This window comes from Proteus vulgaris, assembly GCF_023100685.1.
Lineage (GTDB): Bacteria > Pseudomonadota > Gammaproteobacteria > Enterobacterales > Enterobacteriaceae > Proteus.
The window spans coordinates 488595-512823 of sequence record NZ_CP090064.1; the positions used below are offsets into that span (position 1 = coordinate 488595).

The 24229-nt window shown below is 38.9% G+C and carries 23 protein-coding genes; 6 read left to right on the forward strand and 17 right to left on the reverse strand.

Features of this window, described 5'->3' with window-relative positions; genetic code table 11:
- Positions 1 to 55: 55 nt before the first annotated feature.
- The 4 genes from frdD to frdA are packed head-to-tail and all read right to left on the reverse strand — an operon-like array spanning position 56 to position 3363.
- Complete coding sequence (gene frdD / locus LW139_RS02415; protein ID WP_006535438.1) at positions 56 to 415, reverse strand: fumarate reductase subunit FrdD; 360 nt, start codon at positions 413 to 415, stop codon at positions 56 to 58.
- 14 nt (positions 416 to 429) lie between these two features.
- A complete protein-coding gene (gene frdC, locus LW139_RS02420; protein WP_036933153.1) occupies positions 430 to 822 on the reverse strand; it encodes a fumarate reductase subunit FrdC in 393 nt (130 codons plus the stop codon).
- Positions 823 to 836: 14 nt separating this feature from the next.
- A complete protein-coding gene (locus LW139_RS02425; RefSeq protein WP_247850580.1) occupies positions 837 to 1574 on the reverse strand; it encodes a succinate dehydrogenase/fumarate reductase iron-sulfur subunit in 738 nt (245 codons plus the stop codon).
- Complete coding sequence (gene frdA / locus LW139_RS02430; RefSeq protein ID WP_109395364.1) at positions 1567 to 3363, reverse strand: fumarate reductase (quinol) flavoprotein subunit; 1797 nt, start codon at positions 3361 to 3363, stop codon at positions 1567 to 1569. Before frdA ends, LW139_RS02425 begins: the two co-directional genes overlap by 8 nt.
- A 944-nt stretch (positions 3364 to 4307) precedes the next feature.
- On the opposite strand from frdA, the gene epmA reads away from it, so the two are divergent.
- Complete coding sequence (epmA, locus tag LW139_RS02435) at positions 4308 to 5285, forward strand: elongation factor P--(R)-beta-lysine ligase (RefSeq protein ID WP_109409212.1); 978 nt, start codon at positions 4308 to 4310, stop codon at positions 5283 to 5285.
- 43 nt (positions 5286 to 5328) lie between these two features.
- Here epmA and LW139_RS02440 read toward each other — a convergent pair whose 3' ends face one another.
- The 6 genes from LW139_RS02440 to glpT form a co-directional block, all read right to left on the reverse strand.
- The gene (locus tag LW139_RS02440) at positions 5329 to 5742 is read right to left on the reverse strand and encodes a hypothetical protein (RefSeq protein ID WP_166539728.1); all 414 of its coding nucleotides are present in this window, start codon (positions 5740 to 5742) and stop codon (positions 5329 to 5331) included.
- Positions 5739 to 6281, reverse strand: coding sequence for a LemA family protein (locus tag LW139_RS02445; RefSeq protein WP_166539729.1), 543 nt, complete (start codon positions 6279 to 6281; stop codon positions 5739 to 5741). Before LW139_RS02445 ends, LW139_RS02440 begins: the two co-directional genes overlap by 4 nt.
- 9 nt (positions 6282 to 6290) lie before the next feature.
- Positions 6291 to 7364 carry a hypothetical protein gene (locus tag LW139_RS02450; RefSeq protein ID WP_109409215.1) on the reverse strand — a complete coding sequence of 358 codons (1074 nt, stop codon included), beginning with the start codon at positions 7362 to 7364 and terminating at the stop codon, positions 6291 to 6293.
- Positions 7365 to 7400: 36 nt separating this feature from the next.
- Positions 7401 to 7958 (reverse strand): LemA family protein, encoded by a 558-nt coding sequence (locus LW139_RS02455; protein ID WP_072069826.1) that lies wholly within the window; start codon positions 7956 to 7958, stop codon positions 7401 to 7403.
- A gap of 264 nt (positions 7959 to 8222) precedes the next feature.
- Positions 8223 to 9302, reverse strand: coding sequence for a glycerophosphodiester phosphodiesterase (gene glpQ, locus LW139_RS02460; RefSeq protein ID WP_109409216.1), 1080 nt, complete (start codon positions 9300 to 9302; stop codon positions 8223 to 8225).
- 134 nt (positions 9303 to 9436) lie between these two features.
- On the reverse strand, positions 9437 to 10789 hold the full coding sequence (glpT, locus tag LW139_RS02465; RefSeq protein WP_247850581.1) for a glycerol-3-phosphate transporter: 1353 nt from the start codon (positions 10787 to 10789) through the stop codon (positions 9437 to 9439).
- Positions 10790 to 11169: 380 nt separating this feature from the next.
- Between glpT and glpA the strand changes: the two genes are divergently transcribed.
- Genes glpA through glpC form a run of 3 tightly spaced genes read left to right on the forward strand, consistent with a single transcriptional unit; the run spans position 11170 to position 15315 of the window.
- Positions 11170 to 12828, forward strand: a complete 1659-nt coding sequence (glpA, locus tag LW139_RS02470; protein ID WP_198624321.1) for an anaerobic glycerol-3-phosphate dehydrogenase subunit A — start codon at positions 11170 to 11172, stop codon at positions 12826 to 12828.
- The gene (gene glpB / locus LW139_RS02475) at positions 12818 to 14125 is read left to right on the forward strand and encodes a glycerol-3-phosphate dehydrogenase subunit GlpB (protein ID WP_166539731.1); all 1308 of its coding nucleotides are present in this window, start codon (positions 12818 to 12820) and stop codon (positions 14123 to 14125) included. Before glpA ends, glpB begins: the two co-directional genes overlap by 11 nt.
- Positions 14122 to 15315 (forward strand): anaerobic glycerol-3-phosphate dehydrogenase subunit GlpC, encoded by a 1194-nt coding sequence (glpC, locus tag LW139_RS02480; protein ID WP_109409219.1) that lies wholly within the window; start codon positions 14122 to 14124, stop codon positions 15313 to 15315. The genes glpB and glpC overlap by 4 nt, the downstream gene beginning before the upstream one ends.
- Before the next feature lie 180 nt (positions 15316 to 15495).
- Here the strand turns inward: glpC and LW139_RS02485 are convergent, their stop codons facing one another.
- The 3 genes from LW139_RS02485 to LW139_RS02495 form a co-directional block, all read right to left on the reverse strand.
- Positions 15496 to 16641, reverse strand: coding sequence for a phosphoenolpyruvate-utilizing N-terminal domain-containing protein (locus LW139_RS02485; protein ID WP_247850582.1), 1146 nt, complete (start codon positions 16639 to 16641; stop codon positions 15496 to 15498).
- Positions 16642 to 16700: 59 nt separating this feature from the next.
- Entirely contained in the window at positions 16701 to 17804 is a 1104-nt protein-coding gene (locus tag LW139_RS02490) for a glycerol dehydrogenase (RefSeq protein ID WP_072069820.1), read from the reverse strand.
- 365 nt (positions 17805 to 18169) lie between these two features.
- Positions 18170 to 18844: a 7-cyano-7-deazaguanine/7-aminomethyl-7-deazaguanine transporter gene (locus LW139_RS02495; RefSeq protein WP_109409221.1), complete on the reverse strand. Its 675-nt coding sequence runs from the start codon at positions 18842 to 18844 to the stop codon at positions 18170 to 18172.
- A gap of 205 nt (positions 18845 to 19049) precedes the next feature.
- On the opposite strand from LW139_RS02495, the gene tusA reads away from it, so the two are divergent.
- On the forward strand, positions 19050 to 19304 hold the full coding sequence (gene tusA, locus LW139_RS02500; protein ID WP_166539734.1) for a sulfurtransferase TusA: 255 nt from the start codon (positions 19050 to 19052) through the stop codon (positions 19302 to 19304).
- Between the two features lie 89 nt (positions 19305 to 19393).
- Here tusA and LW139_RS02505 read toward each other — a convergent pair whose 3' ends face one another.
- Positions 19394 to 21817, reverse strand: a complete 2424-nt coding sequence (locus LW139_RS02505) for a zinc/cadmium/mercury/lead-transporting ATPase (protein WP_247850583.1) — start codon at positions 21815 to 21817, stop codon at positions 19394 to 19396.
- 180 nt (positions 21818 to 21997) lie between these two features.
- Positions 21998 to 22624: a lysoplasmalogenase gene (locus tag LW139_RS02510; protein WP_166539736.1), complete on the reverse strand. Its 627-nt coding sequence runs from the start codon at positions 22622 to 22624 to the stop codon at positions 21998 to 22000.
- Between the two features lie 147 nt (positions 22625 to 22771).
- Between LW139_RS02510 and LW139_RS02515 the strand changes: the two genes are divergently transcribed.
- Positions 22772 to 23158, forward strand: coding sequence for a DUF2500 family protein (locus tag LW139_RS02515; protein WP_208105130.1), 387 nt, complete (start codon positions 22772 to 22774; stop codon positions 23156 to 23158).
- 80 nt (positions 23159 to 23238) lie between these two features.
- Here the strand turns inward: LW139_RS02515 and LW139_RS02520 are convergent, their stop codons facing one another.
- Both LW139_RS02520 and rsmD read right to left on the reverse strand, forming a co-directional pair.
- A complete protein-coding gene (locus LW139_RS02520; protein ID WP_109409225.1) occupies positions 23239 to 23535 on the reverse strand; it encodes a DUF1145 family protein in 297 nt (98 codons plus the stop codon).
- 17 nt (positions 23536 to 23552) lie between these two features.
- Positions 23553 to 24137: a 16S rRNA (guanine(966)-N(2))-methyltransferase gene (rsmD, locus tag LW139_RS02525; protein WP_072069813.1), complete on the reverse strand. Its 585-nt coding sequence runs from the start codon at positions 24135 to 24137 to the stop codon at positions 23553 to 23555.
- Positions 24138 to 24229: the final 92 nt, after the last annotated feature.

Below are 24229 nucleotides of genomic sequence, written 5' to 3' on the forward strand. Positions count from 1 at the left end.
TTTCCATAAAAAAGCCACTCAATTGAGTGGCTTTTTTATCTTACGTATTAATCAATTACAGTGTAAATACACCAATGATAGCGATAACGCTGATAATTGCTGCACCACCATAAAATACCCATTTGCTTGCAGGTACATGCACTTTAAAATCATGCAAAGTATGGTGAATACGGTGTAATGCACACCAAACTGGCAGAATAATCATTAGCAGTAAGAACAGACGACCAATGATGCTTTGGCTAAATGCCATAATACGTTCGTAAGTAAATGCTTCTGGCGCAATACCCATAGGGATTAGGATACCGAGCAGGATGATGATTGCTGGAGAAACAATCGCACTCCACATACCACCTGCACCAAATAATCCCCAGAAAATAGGTTCATCAGAGCGCTTAGGAAGTTGATTCTGATTCATTATTTCCTCCTGGGTTACATTAACGCCACTGCCAGAATAGCGGCAGTAACAACGATAGTGACAGCCCAAAAACCACGAACAATGGGTTCTTGAGGCATTTTTTCATCTTTAACAACGATAACCACAGCTTTTGGTGCAAGTTTAAACCAAGTTGCAGTGTGGAATACTGTCGCAATAAGAGTCACAATGTTAATCAGCATTACAATTGGGTTACTCAGGAATCCAACGAAACCTGCCCAACTTTCTGGTCCATTTTTCAGTGCGAATACACCAAACAGTACAACCAGACTGAACCAAAGTTGTGGAAGACAAGTACCTTCACGGGTGATATAGAAACGATAGAAACCGAGTTTCGTCCACCAGTTTGGTTGCATACCACGAACATAAGGCTTACGTTTTGTTGTCATGTCTTGTTTCCTCCTTAACGTGGTTTCAGCATCGCAATGACAAAGTCTTGCGCACTGGCTGCTTTACCTTGCTGAATAGCGGCAGCAGGATCCACATGTTTTGGACAGACTTCAGAACAGTAGCCAACAAAGGTACAAGACCAGACACCGTTCTCACCATTTAACTGAGGCATACGCTCTTTTGCCCCATGGTCGCGACTATCTGTGTTGTAACGTTGAGCTAACGTAATCGCTGCTGGGCCAATAAACTCTGGGTTTAAACCAAACTGAGGACATGCTGCATAGCAAAGACCGCAGTTGATACAACCAGAGAATTGGTGGTATTTTGCCATTTGAGCAGGGGTCTGTTTATTCGGACCTTCTGAAGGCTTACGATCATTACCGATGATATAAGGTTTAATCGCTTCTAAGCTTTCGATAAAGTGAGTCATATCGACAACAAGGTCACGTTCAACAGGGAAGTTACCCAGAGCTTCAATTCTTACACCGTTTGGATATTCACGAATAAAGGTTTTACACGCCAATTTAGGCACTTTGTTAACCATCATGCCGCAAGAGCCACAAATAGCCATACGGCAAGACCAACGGTAAGAAAGATCAGGCGCTAAATTGTCTTTAATATAACCCAATGCGTCCAGTAATGAGGTTTGCTCATCATAAGGAACATCATAAGTGACGAAATGAGGTGCTTCGTCCGTTTCTGGGTTATAGCGCATGACTTCCATTTTAATGTGCTTCATGTCATCAGCCATTCGCTTTCTCCTTATTCTGCTTGTCTTGTGCAGTCGCTTCACCACCATAGACACGTTTAGCAGGAGCAGACTTAGTGATCTTCACATCGCTATATTCTAAACGAGGAGCACCTTCTGGGTTATAGAACGCCAGAGTATGTTTCAGGAAGTTCACGTCATCACGCTCAGTACAACCTTCGTCAAGACGTTGGTGTGCACCACGAGATTCTTTACGATTGATTGCAGAATGAGCCATACATTCAGCGACATCTAAACCAAAGCCAAGCTCAATTTTATACAGTAAATCGGTATTAAAGACGCTACTGGTGTCTTTAATTTCAACACGTTTGAAACGTTCTTTTAATTCAGCCAGTTTATCAACGGTTTTTTGCATTAATTCAGGTGTACGGTAGATACCGCAACCTTCTTCCATTGACTCACCCATTTCATCACGAATTTGTGACCAGCTTTCAGAACCTTTTTGGTTCATCAGCTTTTTCAGTCCATCTTCAATGTCACGAGTACGAGCATCTAGTGCTGATGCATTAGCAGGTGCCGCTTCTTGAGCACAACGAACCGCTTCTTCACCTGCAAGACGACCAAATACAACCAGTTCTGCTAGTGAGTTAGAACCTAAACGGTTAGCGCCGTGTAAGCCAACAGATGAACATTCACCTACTGCAAACAGACCTTTAATACGAGTTTCTGTTTGTTGGTTGGTTTCGATACCACCCATAGTGTAGTGAGCAGTAGGACGAACAGGGATTGGCTCATTAACTGGGTCAACACCCACATACGCTTTTGCCAGTTCACAAATAAATGGCAGACGTTCATGAAGTTTTTTCGCACCCAGATGACGTAAGTCAAGATGAACAACATCGCCACGGTGAGTTTTGATAGTACGGCCTGCGCGCCACTCATGCCAGAATGCTTGAGAGACTTTATCGCGAGGGCCTAATTCCATGTATTTATTTTCTGGTTTACCTAATGGTGTTTCTGGGCCTAGGCCGTAATCTTGCAGATAACGATAGCCATCTTTATTGACCAGAATACCACCTTCACCACGACAACCTTCGGTCATCAGAATACCTGAGCCTGGTAAGCCGGTTGGGTGATATTGAACAAATTCCATATCACGCAGTGGAACGCCATGGCGTAAAGCGATACCCATACCATCACCAGTAACAATACCGCCATTGGTATTGAAACGATAAACACGTCCAGCACCACCCGTTGCCATAATGACAGCATTTGCACGAATTTGAACTTTCGTACCTTCCATCATATTGATAGCAACAAGACCACGAGCGTGACCTTCATCAACAAGGATATCGAGAACGAAGTGTTCGTCGAAACGTTGAATTTGTGGATATTTTAAGGATGTTTGGAACAGAGTATGTAGCATATGGAAGCCGGTTTTATCGGCTGCGAACCAGGTCCGTTCGATCTTCATCCCACCAAAACGTCGGACGTTGACTGACCCGTCTTCTTTACGGCTCCAAGGACATCCCCAGAGTTCTAGTTGAGTCATCTCTGTTGGACAATGCTCAACGAAGTAATCTACGACATCCTGTTCACACAACCAGTCACCGCCTGAAACGGTATCATTGAAGTGGAAATCATAGGAGTCGTGAGCCTGAGTCACTGCTGCTGATCCGCCTTCTGCTGCCACGGTGTGGCTACGCATTGGGTAAACTTTTGAGATCAGAGCAATTTTCAGTTGAGGATTCGCTTCCGCGGCAGCTATTGCTGCTCGTAAGCCTGCGCCCCCGGCTCCGATTATCGCTATATCGGCATTAAAGGTTTGCACTGCGCTTCTCCATTGTTCAAGTGAAAATTGGAATAATTGTCTAGAATTCAATTCACTGACATTATTAATTTGTAATGCTATTTTTTTAAGCTATCCGTAACGAAATTGTTTCACTGCCTTGTGACTGCGCTTGATAACATCTTTATTATCATTGACTGTAATTTTAGTATAACGAAATGTGGGGCACCGAAATTTGATATGAATGATGGTTTTCCCGTATTTCGCAAAAAAAGTGTGATCCAAGCCAAGAATTCTGGGTTTTGATAATAAGAGCCCAGATAAACTTGAGGGTAAAATAGAATATATTTTTTTAAATTGAAAATTATAAATAGTAATGAATAATCTGTTTTTAAAGTATAGATAACTTTAATTGAAAATGACAAGGTTTTTTTGTTATTTATTGATTTTAAAGAGTAAAAGTTTTTACTTTTCCTTTGGCTAATTTAAATTAATAAAAAATCATTCTGAAAATTAAAATAAATTTTTTACTATTTATCTAAAACAAATCGGTTTGTCTTGTTAATTGTTAATAAAATATTAATAATATTTCTAAAGGTTTTTAATACTCGTCAAAATACGCAAATTTAAATAGAAAGTTAACGTTGAAGTTAAAATGAGATTGGCTATTCAAATATAAGCATTGTGTTAGTTTATTGTTATTCGTAATTGAGAAAAAGAATTATTACAATTTACTTTTATTATAAAATAATAGTTAACGAGTTGTCTTTGGTACATTAGATTGATGTTTATTTCGACGATAAAAAGTGCCTTAAAGTAGATGTTTTGTAGAATTACATTTATTTGTCTTATGTGTTTTTACTTAAAAAACCATAAGGATAATGAATAAACATAAAATGAAACGCCTCTTTATTAGGGAGAAATTTGTCTGTTGAGGAGGATGCGAGTAAACTGCACGCTTTGTTTTCTGTTGGAGTTTTTCGTTCATGAGTGATATCGCGGATTGGCAGCCAAGCGCCTCAATCGCCAACTTACTGAAAAAGGCGAAAATAGTCAGTAATATTAGGCGTTTTTTCGCTGATCGTGGTGTGTTAGAAGTTGAAACACCTATGATGAGTCAGGCTACCGTTACCGATGTTCATCTTTTCCCATTTGAAACCCAATTTGTCGGGCCAGGTGCTTCACAAGGGCTAAAGCTTTATTTGATGACAAGCCCCGAATATCACATGAAGCGTCTATTAGCGGCAAACAGTGGGCCTATTTATCAAATGGGGCGTTGCTTCCGTAATGAGGAAGCCGGTAGATATCATAATCCGGAATTTACGATGTTAGAGTGGTATCGCCCTTGTTTTGATATGTACCGGTTGATGAATGAAGTCGATGATTTATTGCAAGAAGTGTTAGATTGTGAAGCATCAGAATCACTCTCCTATCAACAAGCATTCTTGCGCTATCTTGATATCGATCCTTTATCAGTTGATAAAGAAAAATTACGTGAAGTGGCTGCAAAACTAGATTTATCAAATATTGCCGAGACTGAAGAAGATAAAGATACACTGCTTCAATTGCTATTTGTCTCTGGGGTTGAGCCACATATCGGCTTAGAAAAACCAACCTTTATCTATCATTTTCCTGCGTCACAAGCGTCATTAGCTGAAATTAGCTCAGAAGATCACCGTGTTGCAGAACGTTTTGAAGTCTATTTTAAAGGTGTGGAGTTAGCGAATGGATTCCGTGAGCTAACGGATGCGCAAGAACAACGTCATCGCTTTGAACGTGATAATCGTCAGCGAGTGGCAATGGGATTACCTGAGCAACCTATTGATGAGCGTTTTTTAGCTGCCCTTGAAGCGGGATTACCAGAGTGTTCTGGTGTTGCTTTAGGTGTCGATCGTCTCATTATGTTGGCTCTTGGTGTCGAGCGTCTTAGTGATGTGATTGCATTTCCTGTTTACAGGGCATAAACGTGATATTGATAGCGTAATAAAAGAGAGCTTAAGCTCTCTTTTATTTTTTTGATTTTCGGCTTTGTCTTCGCTTTTCTTCTGCTTCAAGCGCTTTTTCTTGAAACTTCGCAAATTTATTTCCGGTTACGTCTTTCATATAGCGATAATTAATAAACCAATACGTAATACATGAAAATAAAATAACCCACCAGATTAAGAGTAGTTTTAAGGCAGAGTTAACACCGAGTATTAAATTAAAACTAATCAAGACCATTAAGCTGACAAATACCGAGCTAAATAACCCTCCTGCAATTTGTGGCATATATCTTTTTAAAGGAGTGATACTTATTAATGGCAAAATGATTGCCATTGAAAATAATGTACCAAAAGTGGCAAGCATAATAATCATGATGGGATCACCAAGACCCAATATCCAATCGGTAATACCAAAAAATGAAAAAGGAATTTCTATCATAAATCTGTCTCCCTACTAGGATAGAAAAGAGGGATATCTTTAAAATTAAAAATCAATTTAAACAATACATTAGGGAAAATATGTATTTCAGTATTATAGAGTGTGACGGATTGATTAAAGAACTCACGTCTATCTGCAATACACTCTTCTAATTCTTTAGCTTGTGCTTGTAATACATGTAAATTTTTTCCGCTGATAAGTTCAGGGTATTTTTCAGCAATGATGAGTGATTTTTTTATTTGAGGTAATAACTGATTTGCTAAATCAACTTTTTGGTCTAATACATCAGTGCGTAAATAGTGATCTCTATTTTCAGCTAATTTTTCAAATAAGATTTTCTCATGATCCATCGATTTTTGTGTAATTACTACCAACATGGGGATCAAGTCAGCTTGTTTTTTTAATAAAACATCAATATTTGCAAAGGCTTTATAGCAATTGTTCTTTAGCATTACCATGTTGTTATAAATCATCACTAATTGGCGTATTAAAAAATAAACCAAAGCGAGAATAAAAATGATGAAAATAAGCCATTCCATATTAATCAATTACCAAGATGAAGAGGTGCTATTAAAATAAAGTGTTAGGATGCCGTTTTGGTAATCCATTGGTACCACCAGAATGGATAAGATAACAAAAAGAGCAATAATAACGATGATAGCCGAGTTACGACGAAAGGGGCGTGCTTTGTTCCAACTAACAACATAATCTTGAGGGGATAAACCTAATAGATAGTGAGGAGCATTATGTGTGATAACAACTTCATCATTGATAGGCTCTGCATTTCCTATCAATAAATAAGTGGTATCAGCTTCTAAAATGTACTCCTTAAAACGTTTATTGTTATATTCCAGATCTTGGTGAGGATCGATGCCAAGATGAACTAAAGGTTTATCAGCTGCAAGAATTTGAACTGAGCCGGTATCATCTGTCATAGTGAAATTGTTGATCTTTTTGTCACAGAGTGTTTGGCGATAGCTTTTCTTACCTTCTTTATCTGTCGATATGTCATATTCATAATAGCAGTAGCCATAGCACTCTTTTTTACCTAGGCGACTCGTTAATTTTTTACCCGCAGTTATCTTGCCTTCAATTTCAACCAGCCCAATGGCTAAAGAGCGAATTTTAGATGTCGCTAGAATTTTTTGAAAACGTAAAAAACGCTTTTCAGGTGTTTTTTTGGCAATTTGATAAACGAACATTAAAACGAAACTTAAAAAGAACAATCTATGGTCAATAAAAAAGCCAAAGCTTAAACAGAGCAGTAAAAGGCTAATAAATACGGTGTTAATAAGTGCTGAAAATTTAGACTCACCTTCCATTTGTAATTGATGATAATTTTTTATCGCTTTTTCACCAATATTTCCAATATGATTTGAAATACCATAGGAAAATATCAAAATGACAGCGAATGCAATACAGGAGATAAGATTAACAACAGAGTCTTCACCGCTAGGATAAAGGCCATTTTCTCGCGAAAAAAACAGATAATTTCCAGCCACAAACGCTATCCCTAAAAAGGGAACAATACCTAAGTTGTTCTTCTTTTTTTGAGCACGTTTACTGCGTAAAAAATAGATTAATGCACCTACGGTACAGCCGATAAAAAAATAAATTAACACTGCAATTTATCCTTAATGCGGTTATTTAACTCATTGTTATTTAAAATGAATACCATCAAATTTCATTTCTTCTTTGGGTATTTCTAACAATTGCATGCGTTCAAAGCGGAAAAGGCCAGCAATTAAGCTATCAGGAAACATCTCTATTGCGGTGTTGTAGTTGGTGGTTGCATCATTAAAGCCTTCACGACGTTGAGCAATTTTATTTTCTACATCACTAACACCGGTTTGAAGTAGTGCTAATTGTTCACCAGAAATTAACGTCGGATAATTTTCAGCAAGGGCAATCATGCCTCGTAGTGCTGTATTCATCTCATTTGATGCGCTGATTTTTTCATTAATATTTTGTGCTTTAAAGTAGCGTTGTCTTGCATCGCTTAATGCAATAAATACACTTTTTTCGTGTTCCATTGCTTTTTCAGCTACCGCCATTAATTGAGGAATTTGGTCTGCTCTCTGTTTTAAAATAACATCAATGTTTGCAAATTGATTACTGACTTGATTGCGTGTCGCAATAAGACGGTTATAAATTGAAATACCCCAACTAATAAAAAGAACGATAAGAACGAGTAAAATAATGGCCATTATTGTCATTGTGATCCCTTCTTCTAAGTATTTAAGAAATGATGATAGCTAACTTAAAAAGTTATTTTGGTTTTTTAATTAAATTATTAGAGTAACTTAGATAAAGATGAAGAAATATACAATCAGAAAGGGCGCAAATATCCTATTTCAAGTTGCAGCATTGGTGACAGTGTTCACTTGCACTAACCACATACTAATGTATGCCTAGTATCTCATTCACTTGTCGCCTAGCTGCACCTTGAATTATTTAGAGCGTAAATAAAATGCGATGATTTATTTAGCTTGTTTTTGTAAGAACTTAACCCCTAAATCAGGGAAGTCTGTAAAGACACCTTCTGCACCCGCTTGGTTATAAATGATGTCGTAAAGTTGATCACCATCTTTTGCGTATTTAGGAAGTTTATCAATACGAACAGTAAACGGATGAATGGTCAATTTATTCGCATGAGCATCAGCAGACATACCCGTTAAGGTAATTTTTTCTGGCGTTGAGTTTTCTTCCACTAACATATGGTAATCAGGGCCAATTCCATCAGCATAAGTGGCAATCTCTTTCATTGCACCCGGCTTAAACATCCATTCATAGCTGTAGTTTGTCCATGTACCGTCAGGCTGTTTCTCATAAGTCTCATTCCAGTCGGTATAAGCAATTAACTGAACGAGTTTTAAGTCCATGCCCATTTTTGGCATTAATTCTGTTTTGATGCGTTTTAGGTCGTTAGCATCGAATGATTGTAGATAAACATTGTCAGTTTTTTTCGTATAACCGTACTGTTTAAGTACTTCCAGCACTTTGGTGGTAATGTCTTTACCTTCTTGTTCATGAAACCAAGGTGCTTTAATTTCAGGGTAAATACCAATATCTTGGCCTGTTGATTTGTTTAGACCTTGGATAAATTCAATTTCTTCTTGGAAAGTATGTACACGAAAATCCGATTTACCCATAGGGAAACGGTTTGGGTAACTTTGGACCTTTTTACCATCAACAATGTCAAAACCTTCGGTAAATTTCAGCCCTTTAATTTCCTCAAGCGTAAAATCGATAGCATAGTAACGGCCATCTTTTCTTGCTCTATCAGGATAACGATCAGCCACATCTGTTACACGATCAAGATAGTGGTCATGTAAAACAACTAATTCGTTGTCTTTGGTCATCACCAAGTCTTGCTCTAGATAATCTGCGCCTTGGGCATAAGCTAATGCTTTGGCAGGAAGCGTATGTTCAGGCAAATAACCACTTGCACCACGGTGAGCGATAACAACCTTATCGCTTGCCGCTTGTGCGATTGCACTTAAAGATAGAGTTAAAAGAACGCCTGCAACTAACGGTTTTATTCTAAAAGATGTACTCATAAAGCAGCTCCATTTTAATTCTACGTACAATAAAGTTATGTACAGTTGGCAATAAAAAAGCCACATCAAAACAGTTGATGTGGCTTGGTTTTAGAGATGAGATTTAGCTAATTTCATAAATAATCAGTTAGCGATTATTCGTACTTCTGAAGCATTTCACGTTTGTGTTTGGTTTCAGTAACCATCACGATAAGTAATAACACAACAGACAGTGCACTACCGCCGATCATGACCATAAAGCCACCATCCCAGCCGAAGTAGTCAACTGTGTAACCTACGATAGCACTCGCTGCAACAGAACCACCTAAGTAACCGAATAGACCGGTAAAGCCTGCTGCTGTACCTGCTGCTTTTTTCGGTGCAAGCTCAAGAGCATGCAGACCAATCAACATAACAGGACCGTAGATTAAGAAACCGATAATTAACATACACGCCATATCAACATTCGGGTTACCCGCTGGGTTCATCCAGAATACGATAGTTGCGATAGTAACTAAGGTCATGAAGAACACACCTGTTGCACCACGGTTACCTTTGAATACTTTATCTGACATCCAACCACACAGCAGTGTGCCCGGAATACCTGCGTATTCGTATAAGAAGTAAGCCCATGATGATTTATCCATTGCGAAGTGTTTTACTTCACGCAGATAAGTTGGTGACCAGTCCAGCACGCCGTAACGTAGTAAGTAAACGAACACGTTCGCAATCGCAATCATCCACAGAAGTTTGTTAGGGAACACATACTTCATAAAGATTTCTTTTGCAGTCAGTTCTTGTTCGTCAGTTTCCTTATAATCAGGTGGATAGTCGTTTTTGTACTCTTCGATTGAAGGTAAACCACATGATTGAGGGGTATCGCGCATTAATGCGAATGCGATCATTGCAACTAAAATTGCTGCAATTGCTGGCATATATAACGCTGCTTTCCAGTCGTTAAACCACGCCATACCTAATAAGAATAGTAACGGAGGTAAACCACCGCCGACGTTATGCGCACAGTTCCAAATTGAAACGATACCGCCACGTTCTTTCTGTGACCACCAGTGCACCATGGTACGTCCACAAGGAGGCCAACCCATACCTTGGAACCAACCACAAAGGAACAACAGAACGAACATAATCATAATGCTCGAAGTTGCCCATGGCACAAAGCCCATAAATAGCATCACTACAGACGCTAAAATAAGACCTGCTGGTAAGAAATAACGTGGGTTAGCACGGTCAGAGAATGAGCCCATGATAAACTTAGAGAAACCATAAGCAATTGAGATCCCTGATAAAGCAAAACCTAGGTCACCTTTAGAAAAACCTTCTTCTACGAGGTAAGGCATTGCTAACGCAAAGTTTTTTCTTACTAAATAATAAGCAGCATAACCGAAGAAAATCCCCATAAAGATCTGCCAGCGTAGGCGACGATAGACGGGATCTATCTGCTCTTTTGGCAAACGCGCTTTATGTGGCGCAGGTCTAAACAGACTTAACATATTAGCCTCCGATGGCTTTTATTTTAATATGTTGATATTAAATAATGACAAAACGAACAGTGAAATTATCAAAAAATTTTCTTTAACGAACTTAATAGTAAACTTATACAATCAAATTTACTGTGAGGTATTACTCAGTTGTCGAATAATTTTTCAAGATGTGCAATTTTGAGTGATATGTTAACTTTATCAAATACTTTTTGTTAAATAATTTGTGATTAGTATCACAGATGTGGTTTTAACTTTTCACTTGTGAGCGTTTCTCTTTCGTTTTTGCTCATTATCAAACATTAACCACACTTTTTGTGTATCTTATACACTATAATTAACGCTAAAGAATAATTAAGCGTTTGCTGAATGTAATGTGAGAGGGCATCTCTATGATGAGCGGTTCACCAGTGACAGAAACTGATGTCATTATTATTGGCGGAGGAGCAACCGGTGCAGGCATGGCAAGAGACTGTGCACGCCGTGGATTACGTTGCGTCCTGCTTGAAAGACACGATATTGCAACCGGTGCAACCGGTCGAAATCATGGGTTGTTACACAGTGGTGCGCGTTATGCAGTAACCGATCCTGAGTCAGCGCGTGAGTGTATTGAAGAGAATATGATCTTAAAACGGGTCGCTCGTCATTGTGTAGAAAAGACGGATGGCCTTTTTATTACCCTACCCGAAGATTCTTTAGAGTTTCAACAGACTTTTATTCAAGCTTGCCAAGCTGCAGGTATTGATGCTCAAGCGATTTCACCCGAAGAAGCTATTCGCTTAGAGCCTTCTGTTAATCCGAATCTAATCGGTGCAGTTAAAGTACCTGATGGCACAGTTGATCCGTTTCGTTTAACCGCAGCAAATATGTTAGATGCTCGCGAACATGGTGCACAAGTCCTGACCTATCATGAAGTCGTTGGCCTTATTCGTGAAGGTGATCGTGTTAAAGGTGTTAAAGTTTACGATCATCAAACGAAAAGAATGTACGAAATCCGCGCACAAATTGTGGCGAATGCTGGCGGTATTTGGGGACAAAAAATTGCTGAATACGGTGAGTTAAAAGTTCGAATGTTCCCAGCAAAAGGGGCATTACTGATTTTGGGTCATCGCATTAACAATATGGTGATCAACCGTTGTCGTAAACCTGCGGATGCCGATATTTTAGTACCTGGCGATACGATTTCATTAATTGGCACAACTTCAACACGCGTACCTTACGATGAAATTGACAATATGTATGTCACCCCTGAAGAAGTCGATATTCTTATTCGTGAAGGTTCAATGTTAGCGCCAAAACTGGCTCAAACTCGAATTCTACGTGCTTATGCTGGTGTACGTCCTTTAGTGGCAAGTGATGATGATCCGTCAGGTCGTAATGTTAGCCGTGGTATTGTTTTACTCGACCATGCGCAACGTGATGGATTAGAAGGCTTTATTACCATTACGGGCGGTAAATTAATGACTTACCGTTTAATGGCCGAATGGGCGACAGATAAAATCTGTGAGAAATTAAATGTCTCTGCAAAATGTACTACTGCAGAAGAGGCATTACCTGGCTCTCGCCAATCAGCAGAGCAAGCATTACGTAGCGTTGTTTCATTACCTGCACCAATTCGTGGTTCAGCGGTTTATCGTCATGGTGATTTAGCGAATAAATTACTGAGCAATGAACGTATTGATAAAAGCTTAGTATGTGAATGTGAAGCGGTAACGGCAGCTGAAGTTCGCTATGCGGTTAACTCTTTAACGGTTAATAACTTACTTGATTTACGTCGTCGTACTCGTGTGGGTATGGGAACTTGCCAAGGTGAACTCTGTGCTTGTCGTGCCGCTGGATTATTAAACCGTTTACAAGTTACTACTCCTCATGAATCAGAGCAGCAACTTGCTCATTTCCTGAATGAGCGTTGGAAAGGTATTCGACCAATTGCTTGGGGCAATGCATTACGTGAAAGTGAGTTTACCAGTTGGGTTTATCAAGGTTTATGTGGTTTAGATGCAGATATGATTGAAAAAACAGCTTCAGCGGAGGCAGATAATGAAATTTGACGTCATCATTATAGGTAGCGGACTGGCAGGATTAACTGCTGGTATTCGTCTTGCCGAAGCCGGTAAGTCTTGTGCAATCATTAGTAATGGTCAAAGTGCGTTGCATTTTTCATCAGGTTCATTGGATTTATTAACTCATCTACCTGATGGAACTGCGGTTACTCAGCCTAAAAAAGCACTGGCAACGTTAGCAGAGTTAGCGCCAAAACACCCGTATAGCCGTATTGGTGAGATACAAGTTTCAACTTTAATTGAACAAGCTCAGGCATTGTTGGCAAGTACAAGTGGTCTTGAGTATCAAGGTAATGGTGATGAAAACCATTATCGTATTACGCCAGTAGGGCGCTCTCGTATGAGTTGGATGAGTCCAATGCGAGTTCCTATTCATGGTATTGATAAAGCATTGCCGTGGAAAAAACTAGCTGTGGTAGGAATTGAAGGTTTCTTAGATTTTCAGCCACAATTTGCAAGCAACACGCTTAATGAGCAAGGTGTTGAAGCTATTCCTTATCATATCCACTTACCGTTATTAGATAGATTGCGTGATAATCCAAGTGAATTTAGAGCAGTTAATATTGCACGTTATTTAGATAAACCAGAAAACACACAAGCGTTAGCTGACGAACTGAAAAAGCACATTGATGACAGTGTTGAGGCGATTATTTTACCTGCATGTATTGGGCTTGATGCTGAAGAGCCAGTGACATTACTGCAACAGTTAGTAGGTAAACCGATTTGTCTATTACCAACATTGCCACCTTCTCTATTAGGAATTCGTCTACATCAAGCATTAAAACTGCGTTTTCAAAAAGCGGGTGGTTTAATTATGCCTGGTGATCGCGCGGAGGAAGTTGACTTAGTGGGTAACACTGTTACAGGCGTTCATACTAGAAATCACACTGATATTCCTATTCGCAGTGAGCATGTGGTGTTAGCAACGGGAAGCTTTTTCAATAATGGCTTAATTGCCGAATTCGATCGTGTTTATGAGCCTTTAATGGAACTGGATTTGTTAGAGACATTACCTCGTAATGAGTGGACACAAGAGAATGTCTTTGCGAAACAGCCTTATATGCGCTTTGGTGTTAATACCGATAGCCAATTAAGGCCCATGAAATATGGTGAAGTATTAGACAATGTTTATGCTGTGGGCGCTGTGTTAGGTGGATTTGATCCGCTAAATGAAGGTTGTGGTGCGGGTGTTTCAATGATTAGCGCTCTTTATGCCGCGCAACAAATTTTACAGCATCATAAATCAGAACAGACCACATCTGCGGTTGTGGAGGCAGCACAATGAGTTTACAAGATAACAGTTTTGAAGCTTGCATTAAGTGTACAGTTTGTACAACTTATTGCCCTGTTGCAAAAGTGAATCCACTTTATCCTGGGCCTAAACAAGCAGGCCCTGATGGTGAGCGTTTACGCTTGAAAGATCCGATGCTTTATGATGAAGCATTGAAATATTGCACTAACTGTAAGCGTTGTGAAGTTGCATGTCCGTCAGATGTAAAAATTGGTGATATTATTTCGCGTGCGAAACTGAACTACAACACCAAAACACCTAAAATTCGGGATGCTATTTTAAGTCATACGGATTTAATGGGAACATTATCAACGCCAATGGCGCCGATAGTAAATACTATTACCGGATTAAAACCAGTCCGTAAAATCTTGGATAAAGCGCTTAAAATCGACCATCGTCGTGAATTACCAAAATACTCTTTTGGTACATTTAGAACATGGATGAAAAAACAGGTTGAAGAGCAGGCGCGCTTTAAAGATCAAGTTGCCTTCTTCCATGGTTGTTATGCTAACTATAACCACCCGCAATTAGGGAAAGATTTAGTTAAAGTATTCAACAAAATGGAGATTGGCGTTCAGTTATTAAAACGCGAAAAATGCTGTGGTGTTGCATTAATTGCGAATGGTTTTGTTAAACAAGCCAAAAAACAAGCCGCTGTGAACCTCGAATCGCTGACAGAAAAAATTGTTGAAAACAATATTCCTGTTGTTGCAACATCATCAACCTGTACCTTCACTATTCGTGATGAGTATGAACATATCCTTGATGTTGATACATCAAAAGTACGTGAAAATATCGAATTAGCGACACGTTATATTTATCGCTTACTAGAAGAGGGTCGTGAATTACCACTGAAACATACCCCGTTAAAAGTGGCATATCACACCCCTTGTCATATGGAAAAAATGGGATGGACGGCATATTCCATTGATTTAATTAAACGTATCCCTGGTGTTGAGGTGATTGTTCTTGATTCTCAATGCTGTGGTATTGCCGGAACTTACGGTTTTAAATCTGAAAATTACGATGTTGCTCAAGGCATTGGTGCGGGCTTATTCCGTCAAATTGAAGAGAGTGGTTGTGATTTAGTTATTACAGACTGTGAAACTTGTAAATGGCAAATAGAAATGTCAACAACGAAAAAATGTGAACACCCCATTAGTTTATTGGCAAGAGCATTATAAGTATTGCCTATTAGATAATAAAAAAGTAATTGATTACTAAGATAGCAAGCAGCTAGGGAGTAAAAGAGGATCTTTTATTCCCTTTTTTTATTCTTATTAAAAAACATGTGAAATATAAGAAATTAAGGAAATTAAATAACCTGATATTGTGTAGCTCAGGTTATTTAAATACTTTTATTTTTAATGAGAGATATAGGTGTTTTGATAAAGCCAAATATTTTGGACTTTTTTAAGTGTGATATTTTGCCCATCAGTCAGCGATAATGCCTGTTTTCCTGCCTCATTAATAATGGGGATATCTAATGCATTCGCTAATACGGTTGTGTTAGATAGTGGATTCCCATGACTTAATAAAATCCCTTTAATTTTATGGGTATCAAGTGCGATTAATGTTGATGGATGAAGTTGTTTTGTCACTAGAATAGCATTCGGATAAGGAGGAGGCGTTATTGGTGGTGGTGCTGACGTCAAATAGCGTAGTAATCGAGATAAAATATCATCTAAATCACTTTCTCTGGCACGCATATTATCATCATCCATTTGTGCATAAGTATCTATTAAATCAATAAATGTCTGTTGTAGGGCAAACTCAGCATTACAGTGATGTTTACTTATCATGCTACATACAGTTAGTTGTAATTCTGCATTTTCTAATAAGAAACGATGACTAGAAAAAATATGAGTATATTGCTCGCCAATCTTGCGGTAGGTTTCTTCGGTTAACCAGTCTATATCTTTTTTTGAACGCTCAATCGCTTTAACTAAGCGTTTCTGCTCTTCGAGTAATAAATGAGAAGATATTTTTTTTCTAGGGATAACAAAGCGATGATAAGGGTAGAGCCAAACAGGCGCTGTGATAATTCTAATAGGTTCGTAATTGGTATTTTTGGGGTGAATGTTAAAGTTAGGGAGATTTTCCCCTAATTGAAGTTTCTTTATCGTAATGGTTTTATGTGCTGCTTTTTCTGCTTCTTCAAGGGAAGCGCCGAGCGCAATGCTATTGGCTGCCGCTAGTGTTCCCTCAACAATAGGAGCAGAGCTTAGTGTTACATTTGCTGCAACGGCATGTTCGAGATTTGCGATTGCAAGTGCGGCATTTTGCGCTGAGTGATAAGTATCGAGTAAAACGAGTACACCTTGCTTGCTATAACACTTTTTGATTGCTGTGAGTATAGTTTCTGGAGACACTTCATTTGTGAGATCTAAAGGTGTTTGATTATTGGTCGCAATGGCAATTTTTACTTGGCGATCTACAGTCTGATTAACGAGTTCTTTTATACCATTGGCAAGCGTAAGGCTTTTTGAAACTAATACGATACTGACCATAAAGCACCCTTTTTTATGAATACAAACAGGGAGATAAAGACTCCCTGTTTACTCAGGCTTTAATAAAGCCATTCCCGTCCTAATTGGTCGGCAGTTAAAATTGCGGCGTAAACCTTATCTGAATCAACATCAAACGGCATGTTATAAATTGTCTCTCCTTCAGCACAACTTAACTCAGCCACTGCCATGATTTTTTCATTCAGCTCATCGCCTGTGGCATTGATACCCAATTCTTCTAAGGTGACAGGTAATCCCACTAAAATACAGAAGTCGAGAAACTCTTCTAATTCTTCTAATGGGCTATTTTCTAACACTAATTGCACTAATGTACCAAAGGCAACTTTTTCGCCATGATACATATGGTGACACTCTTCTAGTGCAGTAAATCCATTATGGATGGCATGAGCCGCAGCAAGGCCCGCACTTTCGAAACCAATACCACTTAGGAATGTATTGGCTTCGATAATATTTTCGACAGCCGTTGTACAAACTCCTCGGCTAACCGACAGTTTTGCTTTATAGCCATCTTCTAAAAGAGTGTTATAGCAAAGTTCAGCCAGAGCAAGCGCTGCAAGCGTTGACTTACCCCCTGCCATAGTTTGTTTTTGTGCGTTGCTACAGGCTCTCGCTTCAAAGTAAGTCGCTAAAGCATCCCCCATACCTGCAACTAATAAACGGGCAGGCGCAGAAGCGATAACATTAGTATCCATAACAACCACATCAGGGTTGGTTGGGTAAAATAGATAACTATCAAATGCACCGAGTTCTGTATAAATAACAGAAAGGGCGCTGGTTGGCGCATCAGTAGAGGCAATGGTAGGGGATATCACGACTGGGAGCTGGCATTTATAAGCAACAGCCTTGGCGGTATCGAGTGTTTTACCACCACCAACGCCGATGATCACAAGCGATGCTTGGGCTTTTGCGAGTTCGGATAAACGATTAATTTCGTTATGTGTACACTCACCATTAAACAGTTCAAAGTGCCCATTCACTTCATATTGAGACATACTGTCTTTAACGGTACTGCCGACTAATTCCATGACAAATTTATCAGCAATAATCAATGCTCTATTGCCAAAAGGCTTCGCGTACTTACCAATATGAAATAACGCATCAGGCCCTTGAATATATTTAGCGGGGGATTGAATAACTTTTAACATAATAGACTCCTACTATTCGCAAAAGAGAGTAAAAAATCCTTATGGTGGGGCTCGTCATCCCAACAGACATATAACAATATGGAGACGATCCAAGAATACATTAACAGTTTAATAGGTGAATAAAATAATTTATTGTAAATAATTAATGGATTTTATATTAGCATGCAAAAAACATAGTAATAATGATATTTAAGCAATATTTTGTGAGTTGTTTAACTAATCACGCTAATTAATTACGGTATGAAATATTTACATTAAATAATAAAACATTTTAATCAGAATAAAGCTTCATAAAATTGAGTTATGAAGCTTTATTATTGGAATAATGACATTAATTTCATTATTATTTTGCGAGGTGTGCCTGATTATGAACGGATCTCAGCATAATCTTGTTTTTGATTTTCTTGTGCGAAAAAGTGACGCAAAATGAAATTCAATAGAACGCCATAAGCAGGCAAGAAAAACAGCATACAAATGGTTAATTTAAACACATAGTCTACTAAGGCGATTTCTACCCAATTTTCTGCCATAAAGGCGTCAGTGCTGCGGTAAAACGCAATAAAGAAGAAGGCCAGTGTGTCGAGTAAATTACCAAAGAACATTGCTGCACTTGGCGCAACCCACCATTTTTGTTGTTGTCTTAAACGATTAAAGACAGACACATCCATGATTTGACCTAACACATAAGCCATAAAGCTTGCTGTCGCAATTCTTGCCACCATGATATTAAAATCAGCTAATGAGGCAAATCCCTGCCAACTGCCTTGGAAAAAAAGCGTTGAGATCAGGTAAGAAATTGCCAATGCAGGTAGCATAACAGCGGTAATAATGCGTCTGGCAAGTGGTGCGCCATAAATACGAACCGTTAGATCTGTTGCCAGAAAAATAAACGGAAAGGTAAAGGCACCCCAAGTGGTATGGAAACCAAAAATGGAGATAGGTAACTGCACAAGATAGTTACTAGAGGTAATTATCAATATGTGGAACAAAGAAAGCCATAACAGCGCCACCGCTTTTTGGCGGGGAGTAAACGTATACATAAATTGTACCTTTTTAGTGATTGGGGTGAGGGAACCCAATAAAACAGTGATTTCTCTCTTAAATGAGAGGATGCGCATAATACGCTGGTTGCGCAACAAAAGCAAAGGTTGGGGAAAATTCCCTTGCGTTTAATGTGCCGTGATGTGAACACGAAAGAGAGATATAATAATAGCATCTGTCAGTGTAAGAAAAATGGTTAATAGAATGAATGCTCAATTTGACGATGCAACTAAAACATTAGATACGCTAGGGCTACGTTGCCCAGAGCCTGTGATGTTAGTGCGTAAAACCATAAGAAATATGGCATTAGGTGAGACGTTATTAGTGATTGCTGATGATCCTGCGACTGTGCGTGATATTCCAGGATTTTGCCGTTTTATGGAACATGATTTATTAAATCAAGAGATACAATCTGCACCATATCGTTATCTTATTCGTAAAAAAGAGAGCAATTTGTAATTTATGCTGTAAATATTGCTAATCTTAACGCTAAAAAATAACCCAAACTCCAGATTAACTGAGGTTTGGGTTTTGTTATTTTAACGTGCTTACTCTTTATGTGAGGCGTTAATTTTTACTCTTAATAGTCTTACTGCATTGGCTGTAACCAGTGCTGTTGCGCCGGAGTCAGCAAGAACAGCAACCCAAAGTCCTGTAATTCCTAATAAGCTTGTTACTAAAAATATCGCTTTTAAACCAAGTGCTATCGTAATGTTTTCACGGATGATTTTACGTGTCGCACGAGATAGCTTAATAATTTCAGGTAAGCCCGTTAAGCGATTATGTGTCAAGGCTGCATCAGCCGTTTCAAGTGCAACGTCAGTACCGCTTCCCATTGCAACACCAATAGTTGCAGCCTTCATTGCTGGCGCATCATTGATACCATCACCCACCATCATTGTGTTATGTGTTTTACTGATTTCCATTACTGAAGTCACTTTATCTTCAGGTAGCAATCCTGCTCGGAAATCCATACCCAGTTTTTTCGCAATAGCCGCGGCTGCTCTTGGATTATCACCCGTTAGCATAACGGCATTGATGTTCATCTCTTTCAATAACTTCATTGATTCAACAGCATCATTGCGTAAGGTATCTTGCATAGCAATAACACCGATAAGCTGACTCTCTTTTAATACAACAACCACGGTTTTACCTTCATCTTCAAGGCGTGCAACTTCTTGTTGCCACTGAGAAGAGAGCGATGTGTTATCTGATAACTGAGCAGGCGCACTCACTAGAATATGTTGGCTATTTAAATAACCTTCAATGCCTTTGCCCGCTAAGGCTTTACGATCTTCAGCCTCAACAACAAGCACACCGTTTTCTTGCGCCTTATTGATAATAGCTTTTGCTAATGGGTGATGAGAGCCAATTTCTACGGATGATGCAAAAGTTAGGACATCTTTTTCATTAAACCCGGTTTCAGCTACAACGTCAGTAACTTGAGGTTTCCCTTCTGTTAATGTGCCAGTTTTATCTAGTGCGATAGTATTAACTGTACCCAATTGTTCTAATGCTGCGCCACCTTTGATCAGTGCTCCGCGTTTAGTTGCTGCCGCTAATGCTGAAGTGATAGCCGCGGGTGTTGAGATAACTAAAGCACAAGGACAACCAATCAATAATAGTGTTAAGCCGCGATAAATCCATGTTTCCCAAGGTTGTGAGAACAACAATGGTGGTACAATAATAACCAGCGCAGAGAACAACATAATCGCAGGTGTATAGTAACGGCTAAAACGGTCAATAAAGCGTTCAATTGGCGCTCTACGCTCTTCAGCTTCTTCAATCAATTGCAAAATACGGTCAATAGCATTTTGCCCTTGTTCAGATACCACTTTCATTTGCACTGATCTATCAACAGATAAACAACCTGCAGCCACTTTTTCGCCTTGCAAACGCTCTACTGGTACAGATTCACCGGTTAATGCACTTTCATCAAAACTTGCAAATGTACTGACTAATTCAGCATCTGTTGGCAAACGTGAACCTGGGGCGATTTCGATAATATCGCCAGGGCGCAGTTGCGCAACAGGAACTGTTTGTTTTTTGCCATCTTTGATTAATGTTGCTTCTTCTGGCACTAGTGCCATTAATGCACTTACACCACGACGAGCACGACCTGCAGCGTAAGACTCTAACATCTCACCAATCATAAACAGCAAAATAACCATTGCTGCTTCTTCGGTAGCATTAATAAATAGCGCACCAATTGCAGCAACGCTCATTAATGTTTCGATAGCAAATGGTGTGCCACTGCGAATAAGTTGTAAGGACTTTTTCACAATGGGGAATAAACCAATTAAAGTTGTTGCGATAAAGGCTGCACGACCCGCTTGAGGATCAATAAATTCTGTACCCCAGCTAATCGCCATTAAAAGCGCCAATACAATAACAAATGAACTTTCTTTTAAGAGGCTTTGCTTAGCCACTTTTTGAGATTGAGGTGAAGATAGGTCAAAAAGCTCAAAGCCTGCACTGTTAATGGCGGCAATGACATCAGCGCGTAAATCACTATCCGCATCAACGACCAGTTTTTCAGTGGCAAAAAGCACTTTTGCTTGTTTTACACCTGTGACTTTGAGTGCTGCGGTTTCAATTTTTTGAGCGCAACTTGGGCAATCCATTCCTTGTACTTTCCAGCTAAAGCGTTGTTGTGCGACTTTTTCTGGCTCAATGTTAGAAACAGGAGCGTTGATATCACAGCTTCCATGAGCATGGTTATGCCCATCATGGTTATGATCGTGTCCATCATGATCATGTTGGTGATCATGTTGGTGATCATGTTCGTGGGAGTGTCCGTGATGATGCTCATCCTCACATTCAGGATCACTTTTGTCTATCTTGGTATGAGAATGTCCACTTTCAGTATGTGAGTGCGTACTATTCTCTGAGTGGCCTGAACAGCATTGAGAACTTGAGCAACAAGCATCGGTATGTTTATGATTATCGTGTTGATGAGCATGTTTAGTCATAACTGGCTCTCCTTGTTCAACGAAGTAAAGTTCTAAAATCATTTATTTGATAAGTACTTTACAGCTTGGAGTAGAGTCCAGAGTCAAGATGTGCGACAGAAATTAATTGGCAAAAAGTGCGAATTAAATTAGAAGTCTAACCCCTTGATTTAAATATTTAAACCAAGGGGTTGATGAAAACTAAAGGAATAAGGCTCTAACAATAAAGAAATGCCCAATAAAATAACAGGCACTGACAAGCCCTTTTGAGGCTGAAAATGAGAAGCGGAATCGGTTGATTAACCATATTGAGTAAGCAATCACTAACAATAATGATCCGATCATCACTGATAAGTTGTAATCATTGCTTAAGTAGAAGAATTTTTCACCAGCCACCCAGAACATAGCAAATGCAGCTAATAAAGTTAGGGAGGCTGGAATAGCTAATTTATCGAGCTTAGTCCAAACAATGGCTAAAATGATAATGAAAGCAAGAATAACGAATCCAAGTAAAGGAAGATAAAATGAGAGTTGTAATGGGAGTAAAAAACTCACCATATAAAGAATGTAGCTTAGAAAAATCAATGCGAAAGATGGTAGTAAATACTTACCATCAAATATTCTTAGGATATCAGAAAGTAGTGTCGCTAATAACGCACCAACAATCAGGTAGCTATTAATGTTGTGTTCGGGAACTTGCCATGCCCAAAGTAATAAAAGAAGTAGTGTGATAGGACGGAATAACCATCGTTGCCAATTCGGCCCACGATATGCCGCATCAATATAAAGCCATCCGGAGAATAATACCGCGAGAAAAGGCCAACTCATAATATCTTCCTTATATTCAGAACTGTTTTATTATTCATAACAGAAAGCTTAATTTAAGAATAGCGGTTAATGACGAAACTGACGGACTTATTAAAATAATATAAAGCACACTACTTTTTAATCCATATAACGATAGGAATTAATGTAATGAATAAAGCAGCGATTATTGGTATTGCAGTACTGATTATAATTATCGCATCGGCAACTTATCGTTTTTTTGAACAGCGAAAACAACGAATAAGTGACGATAACTCACCTGTAAAACTTTATATGGTTGAAGTCATTGATAAAAAAGAAATTGTGGCTAATGAACGACGCTCAAGAGAAAATGATGTGAATGGCCCAGAAACAACTCATTATTATCAAGTGACCTTTCGTTTAACCACTGATGAACGTAAAGATTTGCTCTTGAATATTGATAAATCATCTTATCAAAATATCGAACCTAAAATGAAAGGACGTTTATTTATGCAAGGCAGTCGTTTTGTACAGTTTGAAACAGATATGCCAATCGATGAGCAAAATAATAAATAAGCGAAAGTATTTATAAGATTGGCAAGCTCTGGGGTAGATGGGTAACCCCAGATAATTGCGAGGGTATACGAAGATCACAGCTATTGTTTTGTTTTATTTTTCTGTTTTTCTTCGTATTCTTTTCGTAATTCTTTTTGTATTTTTAATAATTCAAAAATACCAAAGAAGAAAATACGAAATTGCAATCCAGTGGAGGGTTTTTGATCTTTAGGTTGCCCTGCTTTATACATGACAATTTGTAATCCATGCATAATTACCATAAAAATCAATGCAATATCCATAAAGTATTTTAATGGTTTAGGAAAAGGGGAAATAATATTTAAAAATAGAAAGCCCCAAACGCCGACCATCAAAAATCGGCCAAAAAAGATTAACATAACAACTCCATAAAAAATTAAGCAGATAAACTGCGAATATAAAGGCGATACGCAACTTGCCCTGCGATCTTCTCTCTATGCAATGTCCAATGGATTGGCAGTGTATAAGTCTGTGCTTTAACTTCTTCCTCAATATAAATATAGCAATCTTGCGCTAACCAACCGTTATTTTCTAATAATTGGACAGTGTCAGACAACATGCCTTTATGAAAAGGAGGATCTAAGAAAACGACATTATAAGGCGTGCCTTGTTTTGCGAGAAAGGATAATGCGCTGTCTTGAATAACATGTCCATTATCAGCATTAAGTAAGGCTAAATTTGCAGTAATTTGTTGGGCAACAGGACGCTCATATTCGATAAAAGTGGTTTCACGAGCATAGCGAGAAAGAGCCTCAATTCCCAAGCCACCACTACCAGCAAAACAGTCGAGACAGCGAGCATCTTGGATGATGGGCATAAGCCAATTAAAGAGCGTTTCTTTCACTCTATCGGTTGTTGGTCGTAATCCTTGACTATCGAGAACAGGAAGTTTACGACCACGCCATTTACCCCCAATTATTCTAATTTGTCCCATTGGGGCTTTTTGTGGTTTTTTGGCCATATTATTTTGATTTATATCGTTTAAACGTGATTTCTGGAGTGTCTTTTGGAATAAGGGATCAGTGTCTCTTGATATCTTGATGACTTCCCTTG